Below are 25044 nucleotides of genomic sequence, written 5' to 3' on the forward strand. Positions count from 1 at the left end.
CTCATCGTTGATCGAATTGTGCGGCTGAGTTCGTGGACGTCGGCATCATGCGGATGCCGGTCGCTCCGCGGTCGCAAGGCGGAAGATTCGGGCGGTCGGGCCGGAGCCGACCGGGGTGAGCGTCAGGCGTGCTGTTGCAGCATCCCATTCGGAGCCCCACGAGGGGAGGCTTCGCGGGTAGATGGTCTCGATATCGAGCCGCGCGCCACCGAACGGCGGCAGATCGAGTGCGATGCCCTCGGGCCGGTCGCCGCGATACCAGACAGCGAGATAGCTCCCCCCGCCGCTGCGGAAGCCCAGGGCGATCACGTCGTCATACCAGTTCGGGAGTCCGAGCGGCCAGAACGGCTCGGCGGTCGTGAGCTGTGAACGCAGCGCCTTGTAGGCGTCGACTCCCTCGGCGACCAGTGCCGCCTCGTGCTCGTCCATACCGTCGAGGTGACCCGAGAGATAGAGACGACCCACAAGGCCGTTGACCATGGTGAACGCGATCTCCTCGTCGCTCATTCCGGGCTGCGGGTAAGCCCAGTTGCCGGCCTGCTCGGGCAGGAGCGAGACGGGAGCCGCTGCGGCGATGGTCGCGTACAGCCGGAAGTCCTGCTGATCCGAGGTGGACTGCAGGTCGAGTCGCGACATCATGGCGTAGTCCATGCGCATCGCACCCGATGCGCAGTTCTCGAAGACGACATGCGGGTGCCGTTCGACCATGCCGTCGAGCCAGGCCAGATGGGCCCGGTTGTGTGCAAGGAGCCCCTCGCCTGCGCTCAAGACGTCGAGGTCGGTTCCCGGCCCCGGAGTGACGTTGTAGTCGAGTTTGAAGTAGCGCACTCCGAGGTCGTCGACGAGATGGGCGACGACCGCGTCGAGGTGCTCCACAACAGCCGGGTGACGGAAGTCGAGATGGTAACGGTCGTGCTCGACGACCCGCTGACCGTACCGTTGGAGGAACGCCTCATCCGGCAGACGGTCGGCCATGGGGCTGAGCACACCCACGACCTCGGGCTCGAGCCAGAGGCCGGGCTTCATACCGCGCGAACGGATGTGATCGAGCACGCGTTCGAGTCCCCCATCGGGAAATCTGCTCGTCGACGGCTTCCACTCGCCCACGCTCGGCCACCAGTGCCCGTTGTCGTCGTACCAGCCGGCGTCGACGCAGAAGTATTCAGCACCGGATGCCGCGGCCGCATCGATGAGCGGGAGCAGCTTCTGCGTGGTCGGGTCGCCCATAAGCGTGTTCATGTAATCGTTGAAGATCACGGGAAGACCCGCGTCGGGCTCGCTGCGGCGGCGGATGGCCCGGCGCTGTGCGGTGAGAGCCGCGAGGGCGCCCTCGTAGCCGTCGTCGGAGACCGCGAGCGACACCGGCACGGAGACGAACTCGTCGCCGGGCGCGAGCGCTGTGTCCCACTGGTGATCCATGTCGTTGGGGCCGGCAACGATGAGTGCAACGGCGTTCTCGCCCTCGCGACGCCCGTCGACTTCCCATCGCCATGCACCGTTGTGCTCGACCTGCCACGCCCAGCTCCGACCCGTGCGGGTGTTGACGAGAAAGCCGGTGGGCAGATACTCCCCCGACGACCAGGTCGTCTTGCTCACCGTGGTGAGAGTTCCTCGTGCATCGTGGTCGTGCAGCGTGGTGTTGATCTCGGGCAGGCCGTCGGGCCCATACAACGGAGTCCAGGCCCAGCGTCCCTCGCCGCACCATTCGGATCGGCCGCGGAGGAGGGACACATCCGCCATGCCCTCGCCGTCACCCAGGAAGGCGCCACTCGCGAGCGAGCTCACCATCTGCAGGGTCACCGCACTCGAGCCCGTGTTGACGACCTCGGTCCAGGTCTGGATCGCAGGCACGCCCGCCCAGATCCGGAAGACCGAGGCGACCTGCAGACCGGTCTGCGAGTCGGCCTGAACGACGCGCAGCATCGATCGACCGCCCTCCTCGCCGGTCTCGTGGCTCAGGTAGCGCAGCCGGGAGCCGACGCCCGTGTGGCTGAACCGGGTGTTGGAGAGGGAGTGACCGTCCCCGAGGACGAGAACCTCGACGAGCGGCTGCACACGATCGATGGGTGCCGCTCCTGCGCGATCGGGAGAGACCGAGATTCCGGCCAAGAAGGCGGGAGCTTCCTCGGATGTCCGGATGGCCAGGTCGAGAATGTCGTTGCCCCAGCGAATGGTCGATCCCATCAGGCTCCTTTGCACTTCGCCGCCGGATCTTCCGGATGCGGACTTCATGAAAACGTTGATCAAATTTGATCGCTCAGAGATAGTAACTCTTTGATCAACGTTTTCACAAATGTGAGAGGGGTCGATTCCCGAGCGGGTCGCACTACCCGCTCGAGCGCTCAGATACGGGGCGGCGCAGTGCTCTCGCGCACAACGAGATGCAGCGACGGGGTAGCCGGATCCTCGGTCGGCTCGCGGCCATCGGCCAGCAGACTGCGAAGGGACGCCGCTCCGAGCTGTACAAAATCCTGTGCCATCGTGGTCAACGGGGGCGACCACAGCGAGGCATGCGGGTGGTCGTCGAAGCCGACGACGCTCACGTCGCCCGGCACCGAGAGGCCGCGGGTCTGGAGCGCCTTCATCACCCCGAAGGCGATCTCATCGTTGCCGCACAGCACCGCGGTGAGTCCCGGACGTTCGGCGAGCAGAAGCCCCGCCTCAAAACCCGACTGCGCCGTCCAATCGGTATCGATAACCTCGGGGACCACCGCTCCAGCCGTGCGAAGCGCCTCTTGCCAGCCCTCCATCCGGCCACTCGGACGCCCCGTCCCCGGAACGGCCACGTGATGGACGGTCCTGTGGCCGAGCGCCAGGAGGTAGTTGGTCGCCTCCCGTCCTCCGGAGCGGTCGTCGAAGAGGATCCGGCGAACCGGCCGGCCCTCTCTCGTCGACGTGACGGCGGCGATCGGGAGCGTTTCCGGCAGAGCCAGGAGCGCCTGCTCGCCCTGGCGATCGAAGTCCAAGACGATCACACCCGCGAGCGGCTGACCGAGCATAAGATCGACGGCGATCTTCACATCCGCCTCGCTCTCGGAGTCCACGACGGTGATCGCGACGAGCAGCCCGACGGCCCGTGCTGCCTCCTCGATGCCCTGGATCGTCGTCGCGTAGCCGAAGCGGGTGGTGTTGCTCGTGATGACGCCGATCATCGACTGGCGACCGCGCACGAGCGCACGAGCGGCCTCATTCGGGCGATAGCCGAGCTCGCGGATCGCGTCCATAACGAGCTGGCGGGTCTTGTCGCGCACCGGGGTCGAGCCCGTCAGCACTCGCGAGACGGTGGGCACGGAGACCCCGGCCACGCGAGCCACATCCGCGATGACGGGTGGACGGCCGGGTGGGCGGCCGTGCGGGGAGTGCTCCATGATGCCGAGTCTATGACGGCTTCCGTTCGCCATCGTGCAGCCGCATGGGCACGCGGCCGGCACACGCCGAGAGCCCATCATCCCACTCGGTAACGATTTCCCATCAATCGCACAACCACGACTCATAGTGTGACAAGTGTGAACGCAGAACCCGCACGACTCGACGACGACCACCACGCGCACTCTCCCCGGATGAGCACCGACGGGGTCCGCGGACTCATCACCATCGACGCCTCGAGCGTCGACGAGATGAAGCAGCTGCGCGACGATTTCACCCGCTTTATGATGCAGTACAAGTTCGGCATCGACGAGGTGACGACGAAGATCTCGATCCTGCGCGAGGAGTTCTCGCACATGCACGACTACAACCCGATCGAGCACGTCTCGTCGAGACTCAAGACGCCCGAGAGCATCATCGACAAGGTGCAGCGCAAGGGCTTCGACCCCTCCTTCGAGACGATCCGCGAGTCGATCACCGACATCGCCGGAGTGCGCATCACCTGCAGCTTCGTCTCGGACACCTATCGGGTCTTCGACATGCTCACGAGCCAGCACGACATCCGCCTCGTGGCCGTCAAGGACTACATCAAGAACCCCAAGCCCAACGGCTACAAGAGCCTGCACGCGATCGTGGAGGTTCCCGTCTTCCTCTCCGACGGCGTCGTGCCGGTGCTCGTCGAGGTGCAGATCCGCACGATCGCGATGGACTTCTGGGCGAGCCTCGAGCACAAGATCTACTACAAGTACGACCAGCAGGTTCCGCAGGAGCTGCTCGACGATCTGCGCGAGGCCGCCGAGACGGCCAGCCGCCTCGACCGCAAGATGGAGCGCCTGCACGACGAGATCCGGGTCGTCGCCCAGCCCGAGAACCCGCCGCAGTCGAGGCCGTCGGATGCCGGCGACGCCGTCGTTCCGACCGTGCAGGCCATCGAGCAGCTGCAGCGCTTCCGCGCCCACTTCGGCGAGGTGTAGAGCGCGAGCGCGAGTGTGTTCGCGAGCGACGGGCCCCGAGCATCCGCGGTCGCGAGAAGAGCCGCGCCCGACGTACCGCAGGCGCGCCGCTGAGCTGCGGCGCGGCGAGTCGCTATCGACTCAGCGCCCGCGCAAGACGTCTGCTCGAGCACGGGCGAGTTCGGGCTCGGTGATGGCACCGCTCGTACGCAGGCGGTCGAGCTCGGCGAGACGCTCCTCGATCGGGGCATCCTTCGCGAGCAGCCGGCTGTCGAGGGCCCGCGAGGCGAGCTCGGCCTGAAGGGTGAACGGGTCGTGGCCCGCTCGTCTGACCGTGCTCGTACTGCGCACGACCGAGATGATCACGATGACGATGACCGCGGCGATGACGACCGCGGCGATGGTGAAGACGATCCAGAACGGGAACGTCGTCTGTTCGAGATTCGGCATGAAGTCCTCCTCAATCGATCCCTTCCAGACTTTCACAGGACGGCGACGGCGGCGAGGATACCCACCAGGCTCCCAGGCGCAGGGGCAGGCGCAGTCCCAGGCGCAGCCGCCGACCCCGACGCCGTATTCCGGATGCCGATCGCGCTCCCACCGCCGCCAACCACCGGCTGTGCCGACCGCCAGGTCGGGATCGGCGCCGCACGCGGCCTGCATCGTGATTGACTGATCCCGTGCGAATCAACGGTGTGCATCACATTGCGATCATCGCGAGCGACTACGAGCGTTCCAAGGAGTTCTACCGCGACGCCCTCGGCTGCGAGCTGATCGCCGAGTACTACCGCGCGGAGCGGGAGTCGTGGATGGGCAAGCTCGCGCTCGGCGGGGTGTACCTCATCGAGCTCTTCAGTTTTCCGAACACTCCCCCGCGTGCGTCCGGGCCCGAGGCTCTGGGGCTGCGGCACCTCGCGTTCGAGGTCGACGACGTGCCCGCGGCCCGCGACGAGCTGCTCGCCAAGGGCATCGAGTGCGAGGAGCTGCGCGTCGACCCGAACAACGGCAAGCAGATGTTCTTCTTCCGCGACCCCGACGGTCTGCCCCTCGAGGTCTACGAGAGCTGAGCACGACCCGTCCGCGGTCCGCTCGGGCACCCGGATACACCCCACGACGGGATGCCGCAAGGCCCTCGGCCCGCGGTGCGCCCGCGTGTTAGCGTGCTCCACACACCCCCGATCGGGGTGATCGACAGCGCGCCCGGCACGCCGGCGCGCTCGAGAGAAGGAGGGCACCATGGGTATCGGAACAGGAATCGCCTTGATCGTCATCGGAGCGATCCTCGTGTTCGCGCTCGACGTCGACCTGGGGTGGATCGACCTCGACACCGTCGGCTACATCCTCATGGCCGCGGGCCTCGTCGTGGCGATCATCAGCCTCGTGCTGCTGACCCGCCGCCGCCAGACCATCGCGACCTCGCGCTCGGCGGTCGACCCCGCCAGCGGTGAGACGGTCACCCGCCGCACCACCGAGAGCGACGACCCGCTCGCCTGATCCCACGCGACCACGACGACGAAGGAGGCCCCCGCCGTTCCCGGCGGGGGCCTCCTCGTGTCAGTGCTGCTGCGCCTGCGCCGCTCGTGGCTAGCGCGGCTTCACGCTCAGCGCTTGGCCGCGCGACTGCGACGGAACAGGACCGTTCCCGCACCGAGCGCGAGCAGCAGAGCCGCGAGCGCCGCGTAGGGCAGGCCATCGAATCCGGTCGACGCGAGGTCGCCGTCCGCCGTTCCGCTTCCCGAGTCGCCGTTGTCGGATGCCGGCGCGCTGGGCGTCGACGTCGGCTCGGAGCTCGGCGGCGTGGTCGGCTCGTCGCTCGGCGTGTCCGTCGGCGTGTCCGTCGGGTCGGTGACATCGGCCGGCGCGACCGCGCCGGTCGGGTCGCTCGTGACCGACTTCGGCTCGTAGCCGGGGGCGGTTGCCGTCGCCGTCACGCTCATGTGCGCGCCGAGGTCGGCGTCGGTGAGCGTGTAGCTCGCGGCCGCGGCATCCGCCACCGGCTCGCCGTCGCGCAGCCAGTTGTAGCCGATCGCGACATCCGGAACACCCCAGTCGCCGGCCGCCGCGGTCAGGGTCTCGCCGACCGTTGCCTCGCCGGTGATGGTGACCTCGGGGGTCCTCGGCAGCTCGATCGCGGCGATCGCCACGGTCTCGTCACTCGTCGTCGAGACGGTGGCGAGGCCGTCGGCCGAGACCGTCACGGTCACCGAGAGCTTCGCGCCGAGGTCGTCGACACCGGCCGCATAGCTCGCCGTCGTCGCGCCGTCGATCGGCTCGCCGTCGCGCAGCCACTGATAGCCGACCGTCGCGCCGTCGGGCGCGCCCAGCGCGGAGAGGTCCGCGATCAGAGTGCTGCCGAAGGCGGGGTCGCCCGTCACCGAGACGACTCCGCCGGTGACCTCGAACTGCGCCGTGGTGCTGACGCCGTTCATCGTAAGCGTTGCCTCACCCGAGCCCGCGTGAAGGCCGGTCAGCACGTGCGTCGACGGGTCGATCGCGGCGATGGCGTCGGCTGGGGCGTCGGCCACGGGCCCGACGAACAGCGAGTCCGACCCGGTCCAGGCCCAGCTCATCGGCCACAGCACGTCGCGGACGCGCGTGGTGTCCTGCGTCACGGTCGGCGCGAGCTCGACGCTCGAGCCGGAGGCGATCGGCGAGGTCGGCGCCGTGACGTCGAGCTCGTCGACGCGGGTCTGCGTCTCCGCCTCGAGCCACGCGTTGCCGGAGGTGGCGAGCTCGGACGAGACGGCGGGAGCCGCGGCATCCTTCCTCCACTCACCGGCGGCGGGGTCGATGCCGATCATCGTCCAGCCGGTGAACTCGCCGAACTCGGGCGACTCCGAGGGCGTCTTGCCCGAGTTGCCGTTGATGATGTACGGGATGCCGTCTTCGACCTTCGAGTGGAAGGTTCCGACGTGGCCGTTGACCATCGCGATCGACTTGCCCGAGCTCTCGCGGAAGTCCTCGAGCCACTCGCGCTCCATCTCGGCGTCCTGACGGTTCACCAGCTGGCTCGCCTTGTTGACGAGCGGGTCGTCGATCGGCATGTGCTGGAGCACGACGACACCCGTGATGTCGGGGTTCGTCTTCGCGTCGTCCAGCTGGCTGCGCAGCATCTGGAGCTGGGGGAAGTTCTTCGAGAGGGTTCCCGTCGAGGCGTCCAGCAGGATGAAGCGCGTGCCGTCCTGGTCGACCGTCTTGACCGGGTCGCCGAAGACGTTCCTGAAGTTCGTCAGGTCGGAGGTGCCCATGATCTCGTGGTTTCCCGGCAGGTAATACCACGGGAAGTCGACACCGGCGAGCTCCTCGTCGAGGATGCTCTTGGCGAGCGCGAAGTCGGCCGGCGAGGCCTCGTCGACGAAGTCTCCGACGAGGAACATCACATCGGGCTTCGAGGCGACGATCTCCTTGAGAGTGCGGTGCGCGGCCTGGACCTGCCCGCTCGTGGGGTTCGCGGCGATGAACTGCGCGTCGGAGATGATGGCGACGCGCTGGGCGTCGTCGTCGGTGGCGCCGTCGGAGGCGATGACGTCGCTCGTCACGAGCGGCGCGATCGGCAGCTCGACGTTCGGCGCGACCTCGGCGGTCGCGTCGTCGAACCACATCTCACCGCGGTAGAGCTGGTCGGCGTTCGTCTCGTAGGCGGCGACCTGGGTGAACTGGATCGGGTAGGCCGTGCCCTGCGGGATCGGGAAGTTGATCTGCTGCCAGCCGTTGCCCACGGGCGCGCTGGAGTAGACGAACTTCGTGCTGCCCGTCGCGTCACGGTAGCCGAGGTAGGTCTCGGCGTTCGCGCCGATCGTCGACGTGCCCTTCACCCAGACCTTGAGGTTCTGCGGCTGGCCCGGGATGTCGTAGCGCGCCGGCGGGAGCGCGTTCGCCGTGCGGGTTCCGGTCTGCTGCGAGAAGTCGTACGTCAGGTGCACCGAGGTGCCTCCCGTGCGTCCGGCGTCCGAGCCGATCTGCGCCGTGGCGCGCGCCGTCGTGACGCGCCAGGTGGCGACGTCGTCGAAGGTCGAGATGGGCGCATCGCTCACGCCGACGGTCAGCGCGACATCCACCTTCTTGCCCTGCACGTCGAAGTGCAGCTCGGTGCTGTCCTCGTCGACGAGAGGGGTGATCGAGAAGGTGTCGCCCTCGCCGGGCGTGATGGCGAACTTGCCTGCCTCGTTGCCGGTGATGGTGACGTCTGCCGGGTCGATGGGGGCCTCGTAGCCCTGGTCGTCGTGCCCCACGAGGGTCAGGGTGCCGACCGAGGTCTTGTCGACGAGCGCCACGAGCGAGGTCGAGGCGGTGACCCGCTGGAGGGCGCCGAGCACCTGCACGTCCATGGTGCCGGTGGCCTCACCGGATGTCGCGTCGACCGCGACATCGCCGGTGGTCTTGCCCTCGACGGATGCCGTCGGGCCGTCGAGCTCGGTGATGCTCACGGCGTCGGACTCGGCGGTCCAGGCGGGATCCGTGCCGGTGACCGGGGCGTACATCTCGTCGTAGCCCTTGGCCGTGAGAGTGCGGTGCAGGCCCGGGAAGACGCGCTGCGCGTCATCCGTCGCGTGCTCGGCGACGAGCCGGTAGCCGTGCGCCGTTCCGGATCCGGGGGCCACGAAGAGCCCGAGGCCGTTCGGCACGAGGCGCTCTTCGCCGTCGGAGGGGTTGTGCAGCAGGGTGGCCTGCTCGTCGCCGGCCTCGCGGGCGAGGATCGTCGAGGATCCGCCGCCATCGAGGTTGACGGCGTCTTCGGCGCCCAGGTCTTTGAAGAGCTGACCGAACTGCGTGAGCTTCATGCCGATGCTCGTGGTCTGGCGCCCGTCGACGAGCGCGAGGTACATCGTTTGCCCGTTGTCGGAGAATCCGACTCCGGTACGCGGCTCGACGGAGGCGTCTCCGTTGTTGGTGACGGTGCCGTCGGTGAGCAGCGTCTGGTTGGCGCCGATGGCGGCGACCACGTTGCCGGCGTTGGCGCTCAGGCCGTAGCTGATCGTCGCGGCGTCGCCGACGGCGAGAGCGCTCAGGGCGTCGAGGTTGGCACCGGCCCCGCGGGCCACGAGGATCTGGGTGCCGGCGGGGATCGCGCCGGAGCCGACGGCGGCGGTGACCTTGGTCACCTTTCCGTCGACGACCCAGACCTCGACGCCCGGGTCGGCGGGACCGCTGGCGTTCTGCAGCACGCGGGCACGGTTGCCCTCGCCCCAGGTGGAGTTGAAGAGCGCGATGTGGCCGGCGCCGAGCACGGCCGTGTTGACGCCCGAGATCGCGAGCGTGCCCGCTGCGCCGAGGTCGACGGATCCTTCGAGCATAAGCTGGGCGATCGAGCCGAGGCCGTCCTCGCCGAAGGTGACCGGCTGGCTGCCTTCGCCGCTGCCGTCGGGCGCGGTGACGATGCCGTCGGTCTTCGAGATGCCGATGCCGTTCGGGGCGTTGGTGTTGTTGATGTCGAAGAAGCTGCCGTTGACACCGGCGACGGCGCCCTGGCGGGTGATCAGGTCGCGCACCTTCTCGGCCTGCGAGACGGCGCCGGGGTAGAGGTAGTCGGCGTGCACGGGCGAGTCGCCGCCGAGCTTGGCGACGAGGATCTCGGCGTGGAGGGGGCCGGCCGACGAGAGCCGGCGCAGGCTCACCCGGTCGAGCCCGGGCGCGATGACGGTGTGCTCGACATCGGTGACGATGGCGGCACCGTGGTCGTCGAGCACCATGCTCGACAGAAGATCGTCGGCAGGCTGCTCGACGGCGGCGAAAGCCGGAGCGGACACCCCGACCGCTGAGCCGGCAACGAATGCCACCCCGACGATCGATGCGGTCCATCTCCAGGCCCTGGATGTGCCCGGTTGGGCGCTCCTCAACAACACAGATGTATCCCTTTCAGTACTTCACTGATCTCCGCGGCCGCCGTGTCCGTTCATGGCGCACTCACGAAAACGGGCGCAAGCTTCGAGAAGCCGCGCCCATCGCGGTGTACTCCGCACCGGCGATCATCGATCGTGTCCGGTGTGAAATATCACATCGCGGCGAAGCTACGTTCGCATCGTGAATACGCGTCTATGGCGAGATGAATGACACCCCAACAGGAGGTAGCCGTCGCAGACGAGGGGCGGAGGCACGAAAAAGGGCCGCCGACGACGGATCGCGTCGCGACGGCCCGGGCACGCCCTTGCACAAGCGTGCCTGCCTCGATGAGGCCGATCGCTCGGCCACGTGGTGCAGGGGTGGCGGCCCAGGAGAGTTCCGCCGGTGCGTGCTCATCGGCACACACCCAGTCAACCGTTAATAATATATCACGCACCACGCCCCGAACGGGGGTCATGGATGCCGCGGCCGGCGAGCTCGCCCGTGTCGCCGTGATGCGGCATCCGGCACAATGAAGACATGAGTGATGCAATAAGGGCGTCGAAGCGCCGGGAGATCGGCGGATTCGCGGAGTTCGCCATGCTTTTCGTACTCGTTCTGGCGGTCGCGATCTGTCTGCCGCTCGGTCTGTCGCTGTGGGGCAAGCCCCACGCCGAGCTCGCCTTCGACGCGGTCGTCGTCGCGGTGGGAACGGTGATCTTCATCGCCGCGAAGTCGCCGACCGGAAACCTCGTGCGGGCCGTCGCCGTGCTCGTCACGCTCGTCGTGCCGGGACTGCTCCTGCTGATCTCGTGGCCGTTCTGGCTCGTGATCCTGCTTCAGCTCATCATCCTCGTCGGCTGGCTCGCCACCTCGCGCACCTCGTACACGAGCGACGACTGGCGCGTGCCGCCCATCATGCACTGAGCGCGCCAGCCCACTCGACTGCTCCGGCCCGGCTCTCAGTCCCGCTCAGCCGCTACCGCGACAGGGTCGGCACGAGCCGCTACGCCCGCCTGAACTGGTTGACCATCGGGCAGTCGAAGGGGTCGCGGGCCGAGAGGCCGACGCGATTGAGGTAGTCGATGACGATACCGTACGAGCGCATGAGGGTCGTCTCGGTGTAGACGATGCCCTGGGTCTCGCAGTGCTCGCGCACGATCTCTCGCGCCCTGCGCAGGTGCGGCCGCGGCATGCTCGGGAACAGGTGGTGCTCGATCTGGTAGTTGAGACCGCCCATGAAGATGTTCATGCCGAAGCCCTGGATGTTGCGCGAGGTCAGCACCTGCTTGCTGAGGAAGTCCATCTTCACGCCGGCGGGGATGATCGGCATGCCCTTGTGGTTGGGCGCGAACGACGCGCCCATGTAGATGCCGAAGATCGCGAGCTGCACGCCGAGGAAGGCGAACGCCATGCCGAGCGGCAGCACCCAGAACACGGCCGCGATGTAGAGCGTCAGGCGGGCGGCGATGAGGCTCAGCTCGAGCGCGCGGCCCTCGACCTTGCCGCGTTCGAAAAGGGTGAGCACGGAGCGGTAGTGCAGGTTGAGGCCCTCGAGTGTGAGCAGGGGGAAGAAGAGATAGCCCTGCTTGCGGGTGAGAAGGGCGAAGAAGCCCTTCTGCTTCGCGGCGTCCGCCTCGATGAACGAGATCGTGTCGATCTCGATGTCGGGGTCTTTGCCGATCGTGTTCGGGTTGGCGTGGTGCCGGGTGTGCTTCGTCATCCACCAGGAGTAGCTGATGCCGACGATGCCCGCCGCGAGCAGGCGGCCGGCGCGGTCGTTGGCGGGGCCCGACTCGAAGACCTGGCGGTGCGAGGCCTCGTGGGCGAGGAAGGCGAACTGCGTGAGCACGATTCCGAGCGCCGCCGCGATGAGCAGCTGGAACCAGGAGTCGCCGAGCAGGATGAACCCGGCCACGCAGCCGGCGAGGGCGAGGACGAGCACCGAGAAGGTCACGATGTAGAAACCGCGCTGGCGGCGCAGGAGCCCGGCTTCGCGCACCGTCTTCAGGAGCGCGGAATACGTGCTCGTGGGCGGAACAGAGCCTGCGGCTCTCGGACTCGTCGGGCGGATCGGCCCGAGGGTAGCACTGAACGTCATCGTCGCCTTCGAGGGGTGTCGGATACGACTTCCCAGCCGGCGTGATCGAGCATGTGCTCGTAGATGTACTCAGGCTAGTGGGCATGGCTGATGAAAAGCCGTGTCTCGCGGAAACGGCGGTTCGAGACATCCGCTCGGCCTGTGCCCTTGTGTTCTCAGGCGGGTGCGCTATGGTTGACCCGCGACTCCGATCGTTCCTCACCGAACGAGCACCGTCGCACAAGTTGTTGTGTTGCGCATGAATTTCAAGCGCCGCTCTCACCACAGGGGTGGGAACGGCCGCTTTTCTGAGGGGCGAATCAAGAACACCGCGACGAGCGGTTCCGACAGTCGGAGCCGGTCACCTCATTGAAAAGAGAACATCATGTCCACAGGTACCGTTAAATGGTTCAACGCCGAAAAGGGCTTCGGATTCATCGCTCCCGATGACGGAAGCGCCGACGTGTTCGCGCACTTCTCGGCCATCGCGAGCGACGGCTACCGTTCGCTCGACGAGAACCAGAAGGTCGAATTCGAGACCGCCCAGGGCCCCAAGGGCGCCCAGGCCGAGAACATCCGCGTCATCTAAGACGCTGTAGTCTCCACCGTTCACTGAGCGGCACGAGGCCGTCGCCCTTCGGGGCGGCGGCCTTTTTCGCGTCCAGCCCCTCCCCCGTCGCATCCGCCGATGAGAGAATGTCGCCGTGACCAGCAACGATGATCATCAGAGCAGACGAGACGGCGTGGACGACGCAGACGGCGACGCGGTGCCCGGCGACGGGCGCGACGAGACCGAGACCGAGAGGCTCGACCGCAACTGGAACGAGATCCTCCAGGAGCTGCGGGTCATCCAGACCGGGACGCAGATCCTCACGGGCTTCCTGCTCGCCGCGGCCTTCCAGTCGCGCTTCGAGGAGCTCGACCGGTTCCAGCTCACCGTCTACCTGAGCCTCGTGGTCGTCGCGACGCTCACGACCGCGCTGGGGCTCGCGCCCGTGAGCCTGCACCGCCGCCTGTTCCGTCAGCAGGCCAAGGAGCAGATCGTGCGCTACGCCGACCGCGTGCTGCAGGCGACGCTCGTCGGAGTCGCCCTCACGCTCACCGGCACGGTGCTGCTCATCTTCGACCTCGTGGCGGGGCCGACGGCCGGCTTCATCGCCGCGGGCGCCGTGCTGGTCATGCTGGCCCTGCTGTGGCTGCTCGTGCCGTCGCGGGCGCGCACGCGGATGAGCGCGCGGTAACCGCTCGGTGCGCTCGAGCGGCCCGCGCGTCGGCCCGCACACGACCGCTCACTCGACGAGCGACTCGGCGAACAGGCTCGCGAGCGCCGGGACGCCTCCCCGACGGTAGGCCTCTCGCTGCGCGTCGGCGCCCGTGCCCTCGCTGAGCAGCCGCTCGAGGCCCGAGCCGACCTCCTCGAGGTCGCCCTCCTCGACGAGCGCGGGCTCGGCGTGCGCGAGCAGCGCCTCGACCGCGACGCGCGCCGCGACGAGCTCCCCCGTGCGCGGATCGACGAGCATCGACCGGGTGCCGTACCGCGCCGCGTGCCACACCGCCGACTCGAGCACCTCGGGCGGCGGCGCGGCGTCCGCCCCCGTCGTGCGCCCCTCGGCGAGATCGGCGAGCGCGCGCACCACGAGGCCGCGCACGGCACCCGCGATCGTGACGGCGTGCCTCACCGTGAGCTGCGCGTCCGAGGCGCGCACCTCGAGTGTGGGGTGTTTGCTCGAGAGGCGCGCGTTCCAGGCGATGAGCGGGATGTCGGTCGTGCCGCCGAGGCCGACGAGGTTCTCGGTTCGAGCCGCGTAGTCCGCGGCATCCGCGAAGTGCGGAGGGCAGCCCTGGGTCGTCCAGCGGCGCATCTGGATGGTGCGCCAGCTGGCGAACGCGCTGTCGTCGCCCTGCCAGAAGGGCGAGTTGCCGCTGAGCGCGACGATCGTGGGCAGCCAGCTCCTCAGAGCGTTGAGCGCGTGCACGCCCGACTCCCTGTCGGGGATCTCGACGTGCACGTGCATGCCGTTGACGATGTGCTCCCGGGTGATGGCGCCCTGCTCCGCCGCGACCGCGAGATAGCGCGACTGCTCGGTGATCGTGGGGGTGGCGTCGATCGTGAACGGCGCGCCCGTGGCAGCCGCGACGGCACCCTGCTCGCGGGCGATCGAGCCGAGCTCGCGACGGAACTGCGCGAGCTCCCCGGCCGCCTGCTCGAGCGAGCTGCAGATGGATGTCGCACACTCCACCTGGCACGCGAGGAACTCCTCCTGCGCGTGCTCCCCCGCCGCCGAGAGCCGCCCGATCACCTCCCGGGCGATGTAGCGCGGGCCGAGCCCGGCGGGGTCCAGCAGGATGAATTCCTCTTCGACACCGAAAGCCGTCACAGTCCACACGCTAGGTGCGGTGCCGCGGCTCGGCAAGGCCTTGACGGCGACGACGAGGGAGGGCAAGGCGACCCTGGCTTGTCAAGGGGTGTGCCGGGCCGCCCGCCCGTTTCTAGGATGGAAGGCGCTCGGGCACGCCGATCTCGCAGCCGGCGGGCCGACGACGGGGTGCGAGGGGAGACGACGATGACGACGACCACCGAGGAACGCGCCGGGACACGCGCCGGGACGCGCTGGGATGTGCGCGGCCACCTGGCCGATCTCGACTATCCGGCGACACGCGACGACATCCTGCGGATCGCGTGTCGATCGGATGCCGACGACGAGACGATCGCCCGGATCCGCAGCCTTCCGGCCGCCTCCTTCAACGGCACCTACGAGGTGTGCAGGAGCCTGGCCGCACGATAGCGTGACGGGGTGGACTCTGATGCGGCACGCCCCGCCCCGGTAGACGCCGGCGCGGCCGGAGGCGGCGCGGTCACGCAGCGCCCGGTGCGCTGGGGAATCCCGGAGGCCTTCGCCGGGGTCGCGATCGCGATCGTGCTCGTTCTCGTGCTGTCGTGGCTCGTCCGCACGGTGATCATCGATCCCCACCTCCAGCTGCTGCTGAGCTACCTCGTCGTCTGGGTTCCGCTGCTCGGGGCGTGCGTCTACGCGACCGTCGTCCGCGGCAGCCGCTCCTTCTCGCGCGACTTCGGCCTGCGCTTCACGGGGCTCGATCTGCTCTGGGGCGTCGGGTTCGGGCTCATCGCCCGGGCGATCGCAAGCGTCGTCGAGATCGCGGTCTACGGCAGGATGGCGGGGCTCGGCGTCAGCTTCGGCGAGACGGTCTACGACGGCTGGTGGGTGTTCCAGATGATGCTCGCGCCCGTGCTGCTCGCGCCCGTCGTCGAGGAGCTGTTCTTCCGCGGCCTCCTGCAGCGCGCCGTGTACCGCTCCGTCGCGGCCTCGCGCGGCTGGGCGATCGGGCTCTCGGTCGCGATCTCGGCGGCCGTCTTCGCGCTCGTGCACCTCCTCGACGTCGCCACCCCCGGCGCCGCGCTCGTCGTGGGGCTCTCGACCTTCGTCTTCGGCGTGGGCAGCGGGCTCATCGCGGCCTTCACGGGCCGGATCGGCGGCTCGATCGTCGCGCACGTGACCTTCAACGCCGCACTCCTGGCGGCCGTGCTCACGTCCTGAGGCGTGCCCGCCGGCGCCGGAACACATCCCGCCGCCTTGCTCGACCCACGCTGTTCGCCCCCAATGCAGGGTTCCCCAATGCAGGAGTTCCCAAACGCAGGAGTCCCGGTGGTCAGAGCAGGAGAACGTCGGCGAATCCGGCCCCTGCGCTCACAAACTCCTGCATTCGGGAGAAGAACTCCTGCATTCGGGAGAAGGACGGGACGGTGGGGACATCCTTCAGGGGCGCAGCGCTCCGCCCGACTCCTGCAGGTAGCACACCGCGCACAGCGACTCGTAGGTGACCTCGACGCCGTCGATCGCGACCTGCGCGCCGTCGAAGACGTAGCGGTCGCCGACGCGACGCCCGTTGAAGACGGCCTTGCGCCCGCACCGGCAGATCGTCTTGAGCTCTTCGAGGCTGTGCGCGATCTCCAGCAGGCGCCCGCTGCCCTCGAAGGCCACGGTCTGGAAGTCGGTGCGGATGCCGTACGCGAGCACGGGCACGTTCTCGAGCACGGCGATGCGCAGGAGGTCGTCGACCTGCTCGGCCGTGAGGAACTGCGCCTCATCGACGAGCAGGCAGCTCACATCGCGCAGGTTCCGCGCGGCCGACTCGGTGCGGTAGCCCTGGAAGGTCTCGTAGGCGTCGGAGTCGGGCGCCAGGAGGAAGTCGACGTCGCGCTCGACGCCCAGCCGCGAGACGATCGCGCGATCGGCCTTGGTGTCGATGGCGGGCTTGGCGAGCAGCACGTCGTGACCGCGCTCCTCGTAGTTGTGCGCGGCCTGCAGCAGGGCGGTGCTCTTGCCGCTGTTCATCGCACCGTACCGGAAGTAGAGCTTGGCCATCCGACAAGCTTAGAACGCGGCCGAGTGCACGTGCTCTCGCGGGCTACAACACGGTGTGCAGGATGCCGCCCCCCTGCGTCACGTCGATCATGCGGGTCTCGCGCGCCTCGACGATGACGCTCGCGAACGTCGACCGCCCCGGAGGCAGGATCCGCGCCGTCAGCCGCGCTCCCGGCCCCTCGAGCAGGGCGAGCTCCCCGACGACCGTGTCGACGATCGCCGACACGAGCAGGGGGTCGTAGCCCTCGCCTCCGCCGTCGTCGAGCAGCACGACGTCGACGCCGCGCTCCCGGGCGGCGAACGCGGCATCCGTCAGCTCGGTCACGTAGAGGCCGCGCCCGCGCACGCCGTCGCGCAGGGTCGCCTCGAGCAGCAGGCAGCGGTGGCGGTCGGCCGCGCTCAGGGTCTGCCCTCGGGCGATCGTGGAGATGAGCGGAAGCGCGAGCCGGTCGAGCCGGCGCAGCTGCTCCTCGCGCTCCTGCAGCGAGGCGACGGTCGCCGCCTCGTGGCCGGCCCGCGACATCCGCTCGGCGTTGACCGTGCGCAGCGTCGCGGTCGCGCGTTTGATCCAGATGGCGAAGAAGGTCCCGACGAGCAGGGTGCCCGCGTGCCGGATGACGAGGTCGAGGCCCACGAGACCGCCGAGCCCGACGGCGACCGCCCACACGATCGTCGTCGCGGCCATGATCGAGTAGCCGATCCAGGCCAGGCGGATCCGCCCGCGCAGCTCGAGGGTCAGCAGCAGGATGGTGTTCGCCCCGAGGTGCCAGGTCGCGTACTCGGGCCAGCCGCCCGGCTGCAGTTGCAGCGTCTGCAGCACGGTCGTGGCGAAGACGACGCCCACGATGGCCCATGACCACGACAGCGGGAGCGGATCGGGGCCGGGCCAGGTCGCCCACACTCCGGCCGCGGCGATAGCGAGGAACGAGAGCAGCACGGCCCACAAGCTCATACCCGCGGCGAGCGAGCCGAAGGCGAGCACGGCGTGCACGGCCACGAAGAGCGCCACCATGATCCGCGCGGGAACGCTCGAGAGCTGCAGCAGGTCGGCGTACGAGTCGGATGCCGCGGCGGCGCCGGCCCGCCGCTCCGCCGCTCCGCCTGCCGCCGTGCCGGGCCCGCCGCCCTCGCCCGGGTCGCCCTCGGCGCCCGGCCCGAGCCGCAGCGTCACGAGCGTTCCGTAACCGACCCGCGAGGTCACCGTCGCCTCGCCGTCGGGCACGGCCTCCATCCGCCCGAGGATGCTCCGGGCGATGCCCAGCCGGGCGGCCGGCACCGCCGGCGGGTCGAAGCCCGCGCCGTTGTCGCGCACGTCGACGAGCAGCCCGCGCTCCCCGTAGGCCACGGCGATGGAGCGCGAGACGGAGGCTCCGCGGGGCGAGGCGTGACGCAGCGAGTTGCGCACGGCCTCGGCCGCGGCATCCACGATCGCGGAGGCGCTCTCGCGGGGCACCGTCACCTCCTCGCGCAGCCGTCGGGCGACGCGCGCGCTGAACGCGATCGGAACCGTGCTCCCCCGCGCGAGCCGCGCCAAGCGGGTGACGAGCTCGTCGAGACGCACGGGAGCGCCCTCGTCGCGGGACGTGGCGCCGCGCAGGGTCTCGAGCTGCGCCGCGGTCTGGGCCGCCTGCGCGACGACGTCGGGATCGGGCCGCGCCCCGCCGCGGCCCGCCATGAGCAGGGTCGAGATGATGCCGTCGTGGATGAGCGCCTCGAACCGGCCCCGCTCCCGCTGCCGGGCGATGCGCGCTGCGGCCGTCGACGACTCCTCCCACGCGTTCTGCAGCTCGAGGTCGATCCGACGCGCGCCCAGCTGGGCCACGACGGTGAGCTCTCCGAAGAGCGTCGCGAAGAAGAGGATGTAGAGCGCCCCCTGCACCGACGGCAGGAGCGCGTTCGGCGTCGAGCCGAGCGCCTGGAAGCGCATCGTCACGGCGAAGAAGCTCACGACGATCGCATACGGCCAGATGAGCATGCCCGGGCGCGCGATCGCGAGACAGGCGACGGGGATCGCCGTGATGCTCAGCAGCCACGGGTTCGTCTCCGCGCCCGCGAGAGGCCCCGGCCGCACGATCTCCCACACGACGATCGCGAGCAGATAGCTGATGGACGCCGCGGCCGCGAGCCCGCGCAGCATGCCCATCGACGCCCAGCGGGCCGCGAGTCCCAGCGCGAGCGGCACCCCGACCACGACCGAGAACGTCACGACCGAGGTGAAGGGCGCGACCCTGTCGATCTGCGCGACGAAGGAGGGTAGCGCGAGCAGCCCGAAGATGACGCCGCCCACCCCCACCGAGGCAGCGAGCACCCGTACGACGCGGAACTCCGAGTCGCCTGCGACGGTGACCGCCGGGCGCGCGGGTTCCGTGAGCACCATCGGCGTCAGGGTCGGCCGGGGTAGGGCAGGATGCCGTCCTCGAGAGCGCGCTTGTAGAGGTCGACCTTGGTGTTGGCGGGGCGCCCCGCTCGCTCGTACTTGGCCCGCACCCTGCGGATGTAGTCGACGACGGTCGCCTCGGTCACTCCCGTGCGCTGGGCGACGAGCGGGGCCTTCGCCCCCGAGGCGTAGAGGGCGAGCACCTCGCGCTCGCGCGTGCTCAGCCGGGCGTCGGCGAGGTCGGGGTCGCCGTCGAGCGCGGCCGCCCACTCGGTGGAGGCGACGGGCACACCCGCCACGGCGGAGGCGACGGCCTCGAGCAGCACGCTCGTCGGCTCGGACTTGCGCACGACCCCCAGCACCCCGGCCTTCGCGGCCGAGCGCACGAGGTTCGCGTCGTCGCCGCCCGTGAAGGCGAGCACCTCGGCGCCGCGCTCGCGCACCCGCGCGACGTTGTCCTCCGGAGAGGAGCCGTCGGCGAGGCGCAGGTCGAGGATCACGAGGTCGATCTCGTGCTCGAGCGCGAGCACCTCGTCGACCGTCGCGACGCAGGCGACGACCTCCACCGACGGCAGATTGCCGAAGACTTCGGCGAAACCGCGCGCGACGATCTCATGATCGTCGACGAGAACGACACGAAAAGCCGCCATCGAGACCCCCTTACATCATTCAACAATGTATCGGTGCGCCGGGTGGGGCGCATCCCGCACGACGCACTCGGCGGCACGGGTCTCCGAGGGCGGACACGTCACATCCCATGTCACCCCCTTGTGTGCCCCCGAAAATGGCGGCTTTCGCTGCCCCGGCCGGCGCGCTAGCCTCAGAGCACGGGGAACAATTCATGGGGGAACTTCGCGGGATCGAAGCGACCCGAAGCAGACGTACCGTGAGGTCTGGCCACTCGGTGGGGGCCGATGTGGCCAGACGAACCCCCTTCCTCGGGGCCGTCGCAGCCGGCCGCGGCAGATCAGTCCAGGTAGCCGTCTTCCGCCGCTCGGCGGATCAGATCGGCGCGGCGACTGGAAGCCCGGCCGGCTCGGCCGTACTTCTCCCGGATGCGGCGCAGATAGGTCTTCGCGGTCTCGAACTTGACGTTCATCGTCTCGGCGATCTGCGCCGTGCTGAGTCCCCGGGAGTACAGGGTGAGCACCTCGGCCTCCGCCACGCTCAGGCGGGGCCGACGCTCCGGATCGATGGGGATCGCACGGGGGCGTTCCTCGAGGCTGGGAGCGGTCGCGGCATCCAGCCCCATGACCCGTCGAGCCGTGGCCATGACCTCGGTCATGGGCGCCGTCTTCACCAGATAGGCCGCAGCGCCCGCCTCGACGGCGCGGGCGCGAGGCTCGGCGAGGTCGAGTGCGCTCAGCACGACGACCGTCGACCCCGCTGCGCAGCAGGTGCGCACACGCGACTCGATCGAGATCGGCTCGGCCAGCTGCACATCCATGAGCACGAGATCGGTGGGGAACGCCGTGCTGCGGATGAGCTCCGACCAGCTCTTGGCGCTCACCACCAGATCGAACTCGACGGCGTTGCGCGAGATCCAGCTCGACATGCTGTCGAGGAGCAGCTCGTGGTCGTCGAGCAGGGCGTCGTGCACCTGGGCGGCCGCACGGATCTCGAGCTCGTGGCGCACCTCGTCGTCCTGCTCCTCGCGCATCGCGCGGTGCAGCGTCGGCTGCTCGATGCGCGCCGTGCGCCGGGTGAACGCCGAGAAGAGCAGCACGGCGACCACAAAGAGGTAGGCGCACAGCGAGATGACGTCGGGAACGTAGGCGACTCCCGCCACGAGGCCGGCCGAGAGCACGGCGAGCTCGCCGAGCAGGAAGCCGAGGGTGGTCCAGAGCACTCCGACGGCCGCGCCGACGCCGGCCCCGCCGACGAGCACCAGGGCGATCTTGGGCAGCGACACGACGAGCAGGTCGGTCGACGGGTGGGCGGGGCCGTGCAGCAGGTAGACCCAGGTGTAGACGAAGGTGCTCGTCGCTCCGACAGCGAGGTAGGCGATGCTCAGCGTCACCGTGCGCCGGTGGGCGAGCAGCACGAGCAGCACGCCCATCGGCACGAGCGCGACGAGCGCGGCGAGCGCGGCGAGCGCGGCGAGCGCGGCGAGCATGGACAGCGTGCCCGATGGCGAGGTGATGCCGTTCACGAGCGTGACGATCGCCCCCGCCGTGATGAGCACGAGGCCCATCCAGTGGGCGGCGTGGGCGATCGCCGAGCTCACGGCGACGGGGCCGATGTGACTGGGCAGCCCGAGGGACATCCCACCCCCCGTGGTCCTTCTGACGATGATCGCATACAGCGCGATATGTGTAGCAAGGATAGGGGTGGGAGGGCCGCGGAGCCGGGAGGCTGGGCCCCCACCTCGGAACGGGCCCGCGGACGGGGTCGCGCAGCCCAGGCCGAGGTCACGCGGCTCCGGCCGATGGCTCAGAACAGGGTCGGGCTCGACGGGTCGTCGAGCACGGGCACGGTGCGGGGCGGAAGCTCTTCGCGGATGAGGGAGGGCAGAGGAACCCTGTCGCCGTCGGGGCTGCGCATGAGGCCGATGCCCGTCGAACGCACATCGGTCGAGCGCACGCCGCCCGTCACGGGGTCTTCGATGCCGCGTTCCAGGCCGTGCGCCCTGATGAGCGGCTTGATGCGTGCCGCCAGCCACTTCCGGTAGTCCTTCGGTGCGTAGGAGTTCTTGCCGAAGTACATCGAGCGGTAGCTCTCCACGAGCTCCGGGTGCTCCTGCCCGAGCCACTGCATGAACCAGTCCTTCACGCCCGGGCGCAGGTGCAGCGCCGTGTAGAGCACGCTCGTCGCACCTGCCTCCTTCACCTGCCGCAGCGCCTCGTCGAGGTGCGCGCGGGTGTCGGTGAGGTGGGGCAGGATCGGCATGAGGAAGACCGAGCAGTCGAGACCCGCCTCGCGCACGGCTTTCACGGTCGCGAGTCGCGCCTTCGCCGTCGGCGTGCCCGGCTCGATCGACTGCTGCAGCTCGTCGTCGTAGACGGCGATCGACATCGCGAGGTCGACGGGCACCCGCCGCGACGCCTCGACGAGCAGCGGAAGGTCGCGGCGCAGGAGCGTGCCCTTGGTGAGGATGGAGAACGGCGTTCCCGACTCGGCGAGCGCCGCGATGATGCCGGGCATCAGCCGGTACCGGCCCTCGGAGCGCTGGTAGGGGTCGGTGTTGGTTCCGAGGGCGACGGGATGCCGCGCCCAGCTCGGCTTCGCGACCTCGCGGGCGAGCACCTCCCCCACGTTGACCTTCACGATGATCTGGCTGTCGAAGTCATGGCCCTCGTCGAGCTCGAGGTAGTTGTGCGTCGGCCGCGCGAAGCAGTAGACGCACGCATGGGAGCAGCCGCGGTAGGGGTTGATCGTCCAGCCGAAAGGCATCGCGCTCTGGCCGGGAACCCGGTTGAGGGCGGTCTTCGCGAGCACCTCGTGGAAGGTGATGCCGACGAACTCCGGAGTCTGCACACTGCGCACGAGATTGTTGAGCCGGGCGAGCCCGGGCAGCGCAGAAGGCTGCTCGACGTTGATCTCCTGCCCGCTCCACCTCATGCCCTCAGTCGAACATATATTCGAATGTCGGTCAAGCCCGGGTCGGAATGGGCACCAAGGTGTCGCAATCCCTTGACAGCCCCGCGACCCGCCTGAAAAGGTATACACGTGTACAAGTATGAACGTGTTCTCCCGCTGACACCCCTGACACCCCTGGCATCGCCGACACCGGCACGCGAGGTCCGTTCATGACGGCGAGCGCCGCGCTGCGCACGCGCATCGGCGACGACGGCATCCTCGTGCTGCCCGGGGCCGCCGACGCCCTCACGGCCCGTATCATCGAACAAGCCGGCTTCGACGCCGTCTACGCCACGGGCGCGGGCTTCTCCAATGCCGCCTTCGGGCTCGCGGACGTCGGGCTCACAACGCTCAGTGAAGTCACCGAGAACCTGCGCCGCATCGCCGATGCAGTGCAGATCCCCGTCGTCGTCGACGCCGACACCGGATACGGCGGAGTGCTGAACGTGCAGCGCACGGTGCGCGAGCTCGAGCGGGCCGGGGCATCCGCCATCCAGCTCGAAGACCAGCGAGACCCCAAACGCTGCGGACACTTCGAAGGCAACACCGTGCTGCCCGCCGTCGACATGGTGCGCAAGATCCACGCTGCCGTCGACGCCCGCGTCGACGACGACCTCGTGATCATCGCGCGCACCGACGCCTACCAGAGCCTCGGCCTCGACGAAGCCGCCGACCGCGCGAACGCCTACAGCCAGGCCGGCGCCGACGTCATCTTCGTGGAGGCGCCGACCCGGCTCGACGAACTGCGCCGCCTCCCGCAACTCATCGAGGCCCCCCTGCTGGCCAACGTCGTCGAAGGCGGCAAGACCCCGCAGTTGAGCGCTCAGGAGTTCGAGGAGCTCGGCTTCAGGATCGCGCTCTTCGCCAACACCGCCCTGCGCACCTCGATGCGCGCGGTGAGCACGGCGATGGCGCACCTGCGTCGGGAGGGCAGCACGAGCGCTCTCGCCGACAGCATGGCGACCTGGCAGGAGCGGCAGACGCTCGTGCGTCTCGCCGAGCTGCAGCAGCGGGAAGACCACTACCTCTCGGGCATCGCCGAGCGCTAGCCGCCCGAACCCGCACGGCTGCGGGACGATCGAACACAACGGATCAAGGAGGATCGACGTGACACCCACAACACGCGCTCTGCTCGAGAAGGTGACGGCCATCGCAGACGAGGCGGATGCCGCCGCGCTGCACACGACGAGAGGACTCGTGCTCGACGTGCTCGGCGTGGCCGTCGCGGGCGCGTCCACACGCGAGGGCACGACGATCCTCGCGACGATGGCCGCTCTCGGCCGTGCGGGCGACTGCGACGTCCCGGTGAGCGGGCGCCGGTTCGACGCGGCGACGGCGGGGCTCATCTCGGGCACGATGGCCTACAGCATCGGGCTCACCGACACCCACGGCGAATCGATCACCCATCCCGGGCCTTCGGTGGTCCCGGCAGCGCTGGCCGTCGGCCAGGCCGTCGGCGCCTCCGACGACGCGATCCTGCGAGCCATCATCGCGGGGGTCGAGACGATCGTGCGCATCGGCGCGGTCGTCAACCCCTCGCACCGCGCCCGCGGCTTCCACGCCACGGCGAGCTGCAATCCCTTCGGGGTCGCGGTCGCGGCATCCCGTCTGCTCGGGCTGCACACGGAGCGCACCCTGTGGGCCATGGGAATCGTCGGCAGCATGGCCGGCGGTCTCTACGAGTTCCGCAACGAGGGCGCCATGCTGATGGCCCTGCACGGCGGTTGGCCCGTGGAGAGCGGGATCACCGCGGCACTGCTCGCGCGGAGCTCCTTCACCGGTCCGACGACCGTGCTCGAGGGCCCGGAGGGCTTCTTCCGCGGTTTCGCCGACGAGATCCGGCCCTGGAAGCTCCTCGAAGACCCGGCATCGGGTCGCATCGGGGTCGAAGAGCTCTCGCTGAGGCCGTACAACGCCTGCCGATACGCCCACGCGGCGATCGACGCCCTCGAGCAGATCAACCGCGAACACGGCGGCCGACTCGATCCCGAGTCGGTCGAGGAGATGACCGTGTGGACGCATCTGACGGCCGTCGAGCAGGAGGCCGAACCGACGACCCTCGTCTCCGCGCGCCTGAGCACCTGCTTCAACGTGGCTCTCGCGGTCGTGCACGGCCCTCGCCTCGACGAGGTGACCGATGACGATCTGCACGATCCCCGCATCGTCGGTCTCCTGCCGCGCATCGTGGTGAGAGAGGATCCGGAGCTCACCGCCATCTTCCCGGCCAAGTGGGCGTGCCGTGTCGACGTGCTGCTGAGCTCCGGCGAGCGCTACGACGTGCGTGTCGACGTGCCCAAGGGCGACCCGGACAATCCGCTCACCCCGACCGAGCTCGACGACAAGTTCCGGCGTCTCGCGGCCGGAACCGTCGGGGAGCAGACGGCGCGCGACCTCGCCCGCACCGTGCTCGACCCCGCTTCAACCGATGCACTCGCGACGTTGCTGGCATCGACATCCACCTCGACAACACACAAGGAGTAAGAA

At 69.2% G+C, this 25044-nt stretch carries 21 protein-coding genes; 10 read left to right on the forward strand and 11 right to left on the reverse strand.

Translation table 11 applies throughout. The annotated features are described in order from the left end of the window. Positions 1-45 precede the first annotated feature (45 nt). A complete protein-coding gene (locus CLV54_RS14455) occupies positions 46-2184 on the reverse strand; it encodes a glycoside hydrolase family 36 protein (RefSeq protein WP_157802996.1) in 2139 nt (712 codons plus the stop codon). Between the two features lie 158 nt (positions 2185-2342). After that, a complete protein-coding gene (locus tag CLV54_RS14460; protein ID WP_100345694.1) occupies positions 2343-3368 on the reverse strand; it encodes a LacI family DNA-binding transcriptional regulator in 1026 nt (341 codons plus the stop codon). Between the two features lie 192 nt (positions 3369-3560). Here CLV54_RS14460 and CLV54_RS14465 point away from each other — a divergent pair, with 192 nt between their 5' ends. Continuing rightward, positions 3561-4340: a GTP pyrophosphokinase gene (locus CLV54_RS14465; protein WP_100345695.1), complete on the forward strand. Its 780-nt coding sequence runs from the start codon at positions 3561-3563 to the stop codon at positions 4338-4340. 120 nt (positions 4341-4460) lie between these two features. On the opposite strand, the gene CLV54_RS14470 is transcribed toward CLV54_RS14465, so the two are convergent. Next, the gene (locus tag CLV54_RS14470; RefSeq protein ID WP_100345696.1) at positions 4461-4769 is read right to left on the reverse strand and encodes a hypothetical protein; all 309 of its coding nucleotides are present in this window, start codon (positions 4767-4769) and stop codon (positions 4461-4463) included. A gap of 245 nt (positions 4770-5014) precedes the next feature. Here CLV54_RS14470 and gloA2 point away from each other — a divergent pair, with 245 nt between their 5' ends. Together gloA2 and CLV54_RS14480 are read left to right on the forward strand one after the other, a co-directional pair. Then, the gene (gene gloA2, locus CLV54_RS14475) at positions 5015-5386 is read left to right on the forward strand and encodes an SMU1112c/YaeR family gloxylase I-like metalloprotein (protein WP_211294565.1); all 372 of its coding nucleotides are present in this window, start codon (positions 5015-5017) and stop codon (positions 5384-5386) included. Between the two features lie 169 nt (positions 5387-5555). Further along, complete coding sequence (locus CLV54_RS14480; RefSeq protein WP_100345698.1) at positions 5556-5813, forward strand: DUF6458 family protein; 258 nt, start codon at positions 5556-5558, stop codon at positions 5811-5813. A gap of 107 nt (positions 5814-5920) precedes the next feature. On the opposite strand, the gene CLV54_RS14485 is transcribed toward CLV54_RS14480, so the two are convergent. Then, positions 5921-10096, reverse strand: a complete 4176-nt coding sequence (locus CLV54_RS14485) for a phosphodiester glycosidase family protein (RefSeq protein WP_100345699.1) — start codon at positions 10094-10096, stop codon at positions 5921-5923. A 583-nt stretch (positions 10097-10679) separates the two neighbouring features. On the opposite strand from CLV54_RS14485, the gene CLV54_RS14490 reads away from it, so the two are divergent. After that, complete coding sequence (locus tag CLV54_RS14490; RefSeq protein WP_157802997.1) at positions 10680-11066, forward strand: hypothetical protein; 387 nt, start codon at positions 10680-10682, stop codon at positions 11064-11066. Between the two features lie 79 nt (positions 11067-11145). Here the strand turns inward: CLV54_RS14490 and CLV54_RS14495 are convergent, their stop codons facing one another. Next, a complete protein-coding gene (locus tag CLV54_RS14495) occupies positions 11146-12240 on the reverse strand; it encodes a fatty acid desaturase family protein (RefSeq protein ID WP_100345701.1) in 1095 nt (364 codons plus the stop codon). A gap of 364 nt (positions 12241-12604) precedes the next feature. On the opposite strand from CLV54_RS14495, the gene CLV54_RS14500 reads away from it, so the two are divergent. Both CLV54_RS14500 and CLV54_RS14505 read left to right on the forward strand, forming a co-directional pair. Further along, positions 12605-12808 (forward strand): cold-shock protein, encoded by a 204-nt coding sequence (locus CLV54_RS14500; RefSeq protein ID WP_100345702.1) that lies wholly within the window; start codon positions 12605-12607, stop codon positions 12806-12808. A gap of 115 nt (positions 12809-12923) precedes the next feature. Beyond that, positions 12924-13460, forward strand: a complete 537-nt coding sequence (locus tag CLV54_RS14505) for a DUF6328 family protein (protein ID WP_245861749.1) — start codon at positions 12924-12926, stop codon at positions 13458-13460. 48 nt (positions 13461-13508) lie between these two features. Here the strand turns inward: CLV54_RS14505 and CLV54_RS14510 are convergent, their stop codons facing one another. Next, positions 13509-14597, reverse strand: coding sequence for a carboxylate-amine ligase (locus CLV54_RS14510; RefSeq protein ID WP_157802998.1), 1089 nt, complete (start codon positions 14595-14597; stop codon positions 13509-13511). Between the two features lie 186 nt (positions 14598-14783). Here CLV54_RS14510 and CLV54_RS14515 point away from each other — a divergent pair, with 186 nt between their 5' ends. Both CLV54_RS14515 and CLV54_RS14520 read left to right on the forward strand, forming a co-directional pair. Then, positions 14784-15005, forward strand: a complete 222-nt coding sequence (locus CLV54_RS14515) for a DUF2795 domain-containing protein (protein WP_157802999.1) — start codon at positions 14784-14786, stop codon at positions 15003-15005. A gap of 9 nt (positions 15006-15014) precedes the next feature. Next, positions 15015-15776 (forward strand): CPBP family intramembrane glutamic endopeptidase, encoded by a 762-nt coding sequence (locus CLV54_RS14520; RefSeq protein WP_100345706.1) that lies wholly within the window; start codon positions 15015-15017, stop codon positions 15774-15776. A gap of 219 nt (positions 15777-15995) precedes the next feature. On the opposite strand, the gene CLV54_RS14525 is transcribed toward CLV54_RS14520, so the two are convergent. From CLV54_RS14525 to CLV54_RS14545, 5 genes are all read right to left on the reverse strand, one after another. Next, the gene (locus CLV54_RS14525; protein WP_100345707.1) at positions 15996-16604 is read right to left on the reverse strand and encodes a thymidine kinase; all 609 of its coding nucleotides are present in this window, start codon (positions 16602-16604) and stop codon (positions 15996-15998) included. Positions 16605-16647: 43 nt separating this feature from the next. Next, complete coding sequence (locus CLV54_RS14530) at positions 16648-18981, reverse strand: ATP-binding protein (RefSeq protein ID WP_100345708.1); 2334 nt, start codon at positions 18979-18981, stop codon at positions 16648-16650. Positions 18982-18986: 5 nt separating this feature from the next. Next, complete coding sequence (locus CLV54_RS14535; RefSeq protein WP_100345709.1) at positions 18987-19631, reverse strand: response regulator; 645 nt, start codon at positions 19629-19631, stop codon at positions 18987-18989. Between the two features lie 317 nt (positions 19632-19948). Beyond that, the gene (locus tag CLV54_RS17995; protein ID WP_245861750.1) at positions 19949-21247 is read right to left on the reverse strand and encodes a response regulator transcription factor; all 1299 of its coding nucleotides are present in this window, start codon (positions 21245-21247) and stop codon (positions 19949-19951) included. Positions 21248-21414: 167 nt separating this feature from the next. Then, positions 21415-22542 (reverse strand): Rv2578c family radical SAM protein, encoded by a 1128-nt coding sequence (locus tag CLV54_RS14545; protein WP_100345710.1) that lies wholly within the window; start codon positions 22540-22542, stop codon positions 21415-21417. 188 nt (positions 22543-22730) lie between these two features. Here CLV54_RS14545 and CLV54_RS14550 point away from each other — a divergent pair, with 188 nt between their 5' ends. Beyond that, positions 22731-23609, forward strand: coding sequence for an isocitrate lyase/PEP mutase family protein (locus tag CLV54_RS14550; RefSeq protein ID WP_100345711.1), 879 nt, complete (start codon positions 22731-22733; stop codon positions 23607-23609). A gap of 58 nt (positions 23610-23667) precedes the next feature. Continuing rightward, the gene (locus CLV54_RS14555) at positions 23668-25041 is read left to right on the forward strand and encodes an MmgE/PrpD family protein (protein WP_157803000.1); all 1374 of its coding nucleotides are present in this window, start codon (positions 23668-23670) and stop codon (positions 25039-25041) included. The last annotated feature ends 3 nt before the right edge of the window (positions 25042-25044 follow it).

Source organism: Compostimonas suwonensis (assembly GCF_002797855.1).
In the GTDB taxonomy this organism is placed as follows: Bacteria; Actinomycetota; Actinomycetes; order Actinomycetales; family Microbacteriaceae; genus Compostimonas; species Compostimonas suwonensis.

Coding starts and splice junctions, on each gene's coding strand:
- CLV54_RS14530 (WP_100345708.1), bottom strand. CDS start 18,981: ATGGTGCTCACGGAACCCGCGCGCCCGGCGGTCACCGTCGCAGGCGAC.
- CLV54_RS14500 (WP_100345702.1), top strand. CDS start 12,605: ATGTCCACAGGTACCGTTAAATGGTTCAACGCCGAAAAGGGCTTCGGA.
- CLV54_RS14535 (WP_100345709.1), bottom strand. CDS start 19,631: ATGGCGGCTTTTCGTGTCGTTCTCGTCGACGATCATGAGATCGTCGCG.
- CLV54_RS14545 (WP_100345710.1), bottom strand. CDS start 22,542: ATGAGGTGGAGCGGGCAGGAGATCAACGTCGAGCAGCCTTCTGCGCTG.
- CLV54_RS14550 (WP_100345711.1), top strand. CDS start 22,731: ATGACGGCGAGCGCCGCGCTGCGCACGCGCATCGGCGACGACGGCATC.
- CLV54_RS14495 (WP_100345701.1), bottom strand. CDS start 12,240: ATGACGTTCAGTGCTACCCTCGGGCCGATCCGCCCGACGAGTCCGAGA.
- CLV54_RS14460 (WP_100345694.1), bottom strand. CDS start 3,368: ATGGAGCACTCCCCGCACGGCCGCCCACCCGGCCGTCCACCCGTCATC.
- CLV54_RS14490 (WP_157802997.1), top strand. CDS start 10,680: ATGAGTGATGCAATAAGGGCGTCGAAGCGCCGGGAGATCGGCGGATTC.
- CLV54_RS14465 (WP_100345695.1), top strand. CDS start 3,561: ATGAGCACCGACGGGGTCCGCGGACTCATCACCATCGACGCCTCGAGC.
- CLV54_RS14455 (WP_157802996.1), bottom strand. CDS start 2,184: ATGGGATCGACCATTCGCTGGGGCAACGACATTCTCGACCTGGCCATC.
- CLV54_RS17995 (WP_245861750.1), bottom strand. CDS start 21,247: ATGTCCCTCGGGCTGCCCAGTCACATCGGCCCCGTCGCCGTGAGCTCG.
- CLV54_RS14470 (WP_100345696.1), bottom strand. CDS start 4,769: ATGCCGAATCTCGAACAGACGACGTTCCCGTTCTGGATCGTCTTCACC.
- CLV54_RS14515 (WP_157802999.1), top strand. CDS start 14,784: ATGACGACGACCACCGAGGAACGCGCCGGGACACGCGCCGGGACGCGC.
- CLV54_RS14525 (WP_100345707.1), bottom strand. CDS start 16,604: ATGGCCAAGCTCTACTTCCGGTACGGTGCGATGAACAGCGGCAAGAGC.
- CLV54_RS14480 (WP_100345698.1), top strand. CDS start 5,556: ATGGGTATCGGAACAGGAATCGCCTTGATCGTCATCGGAGCGATCCTC.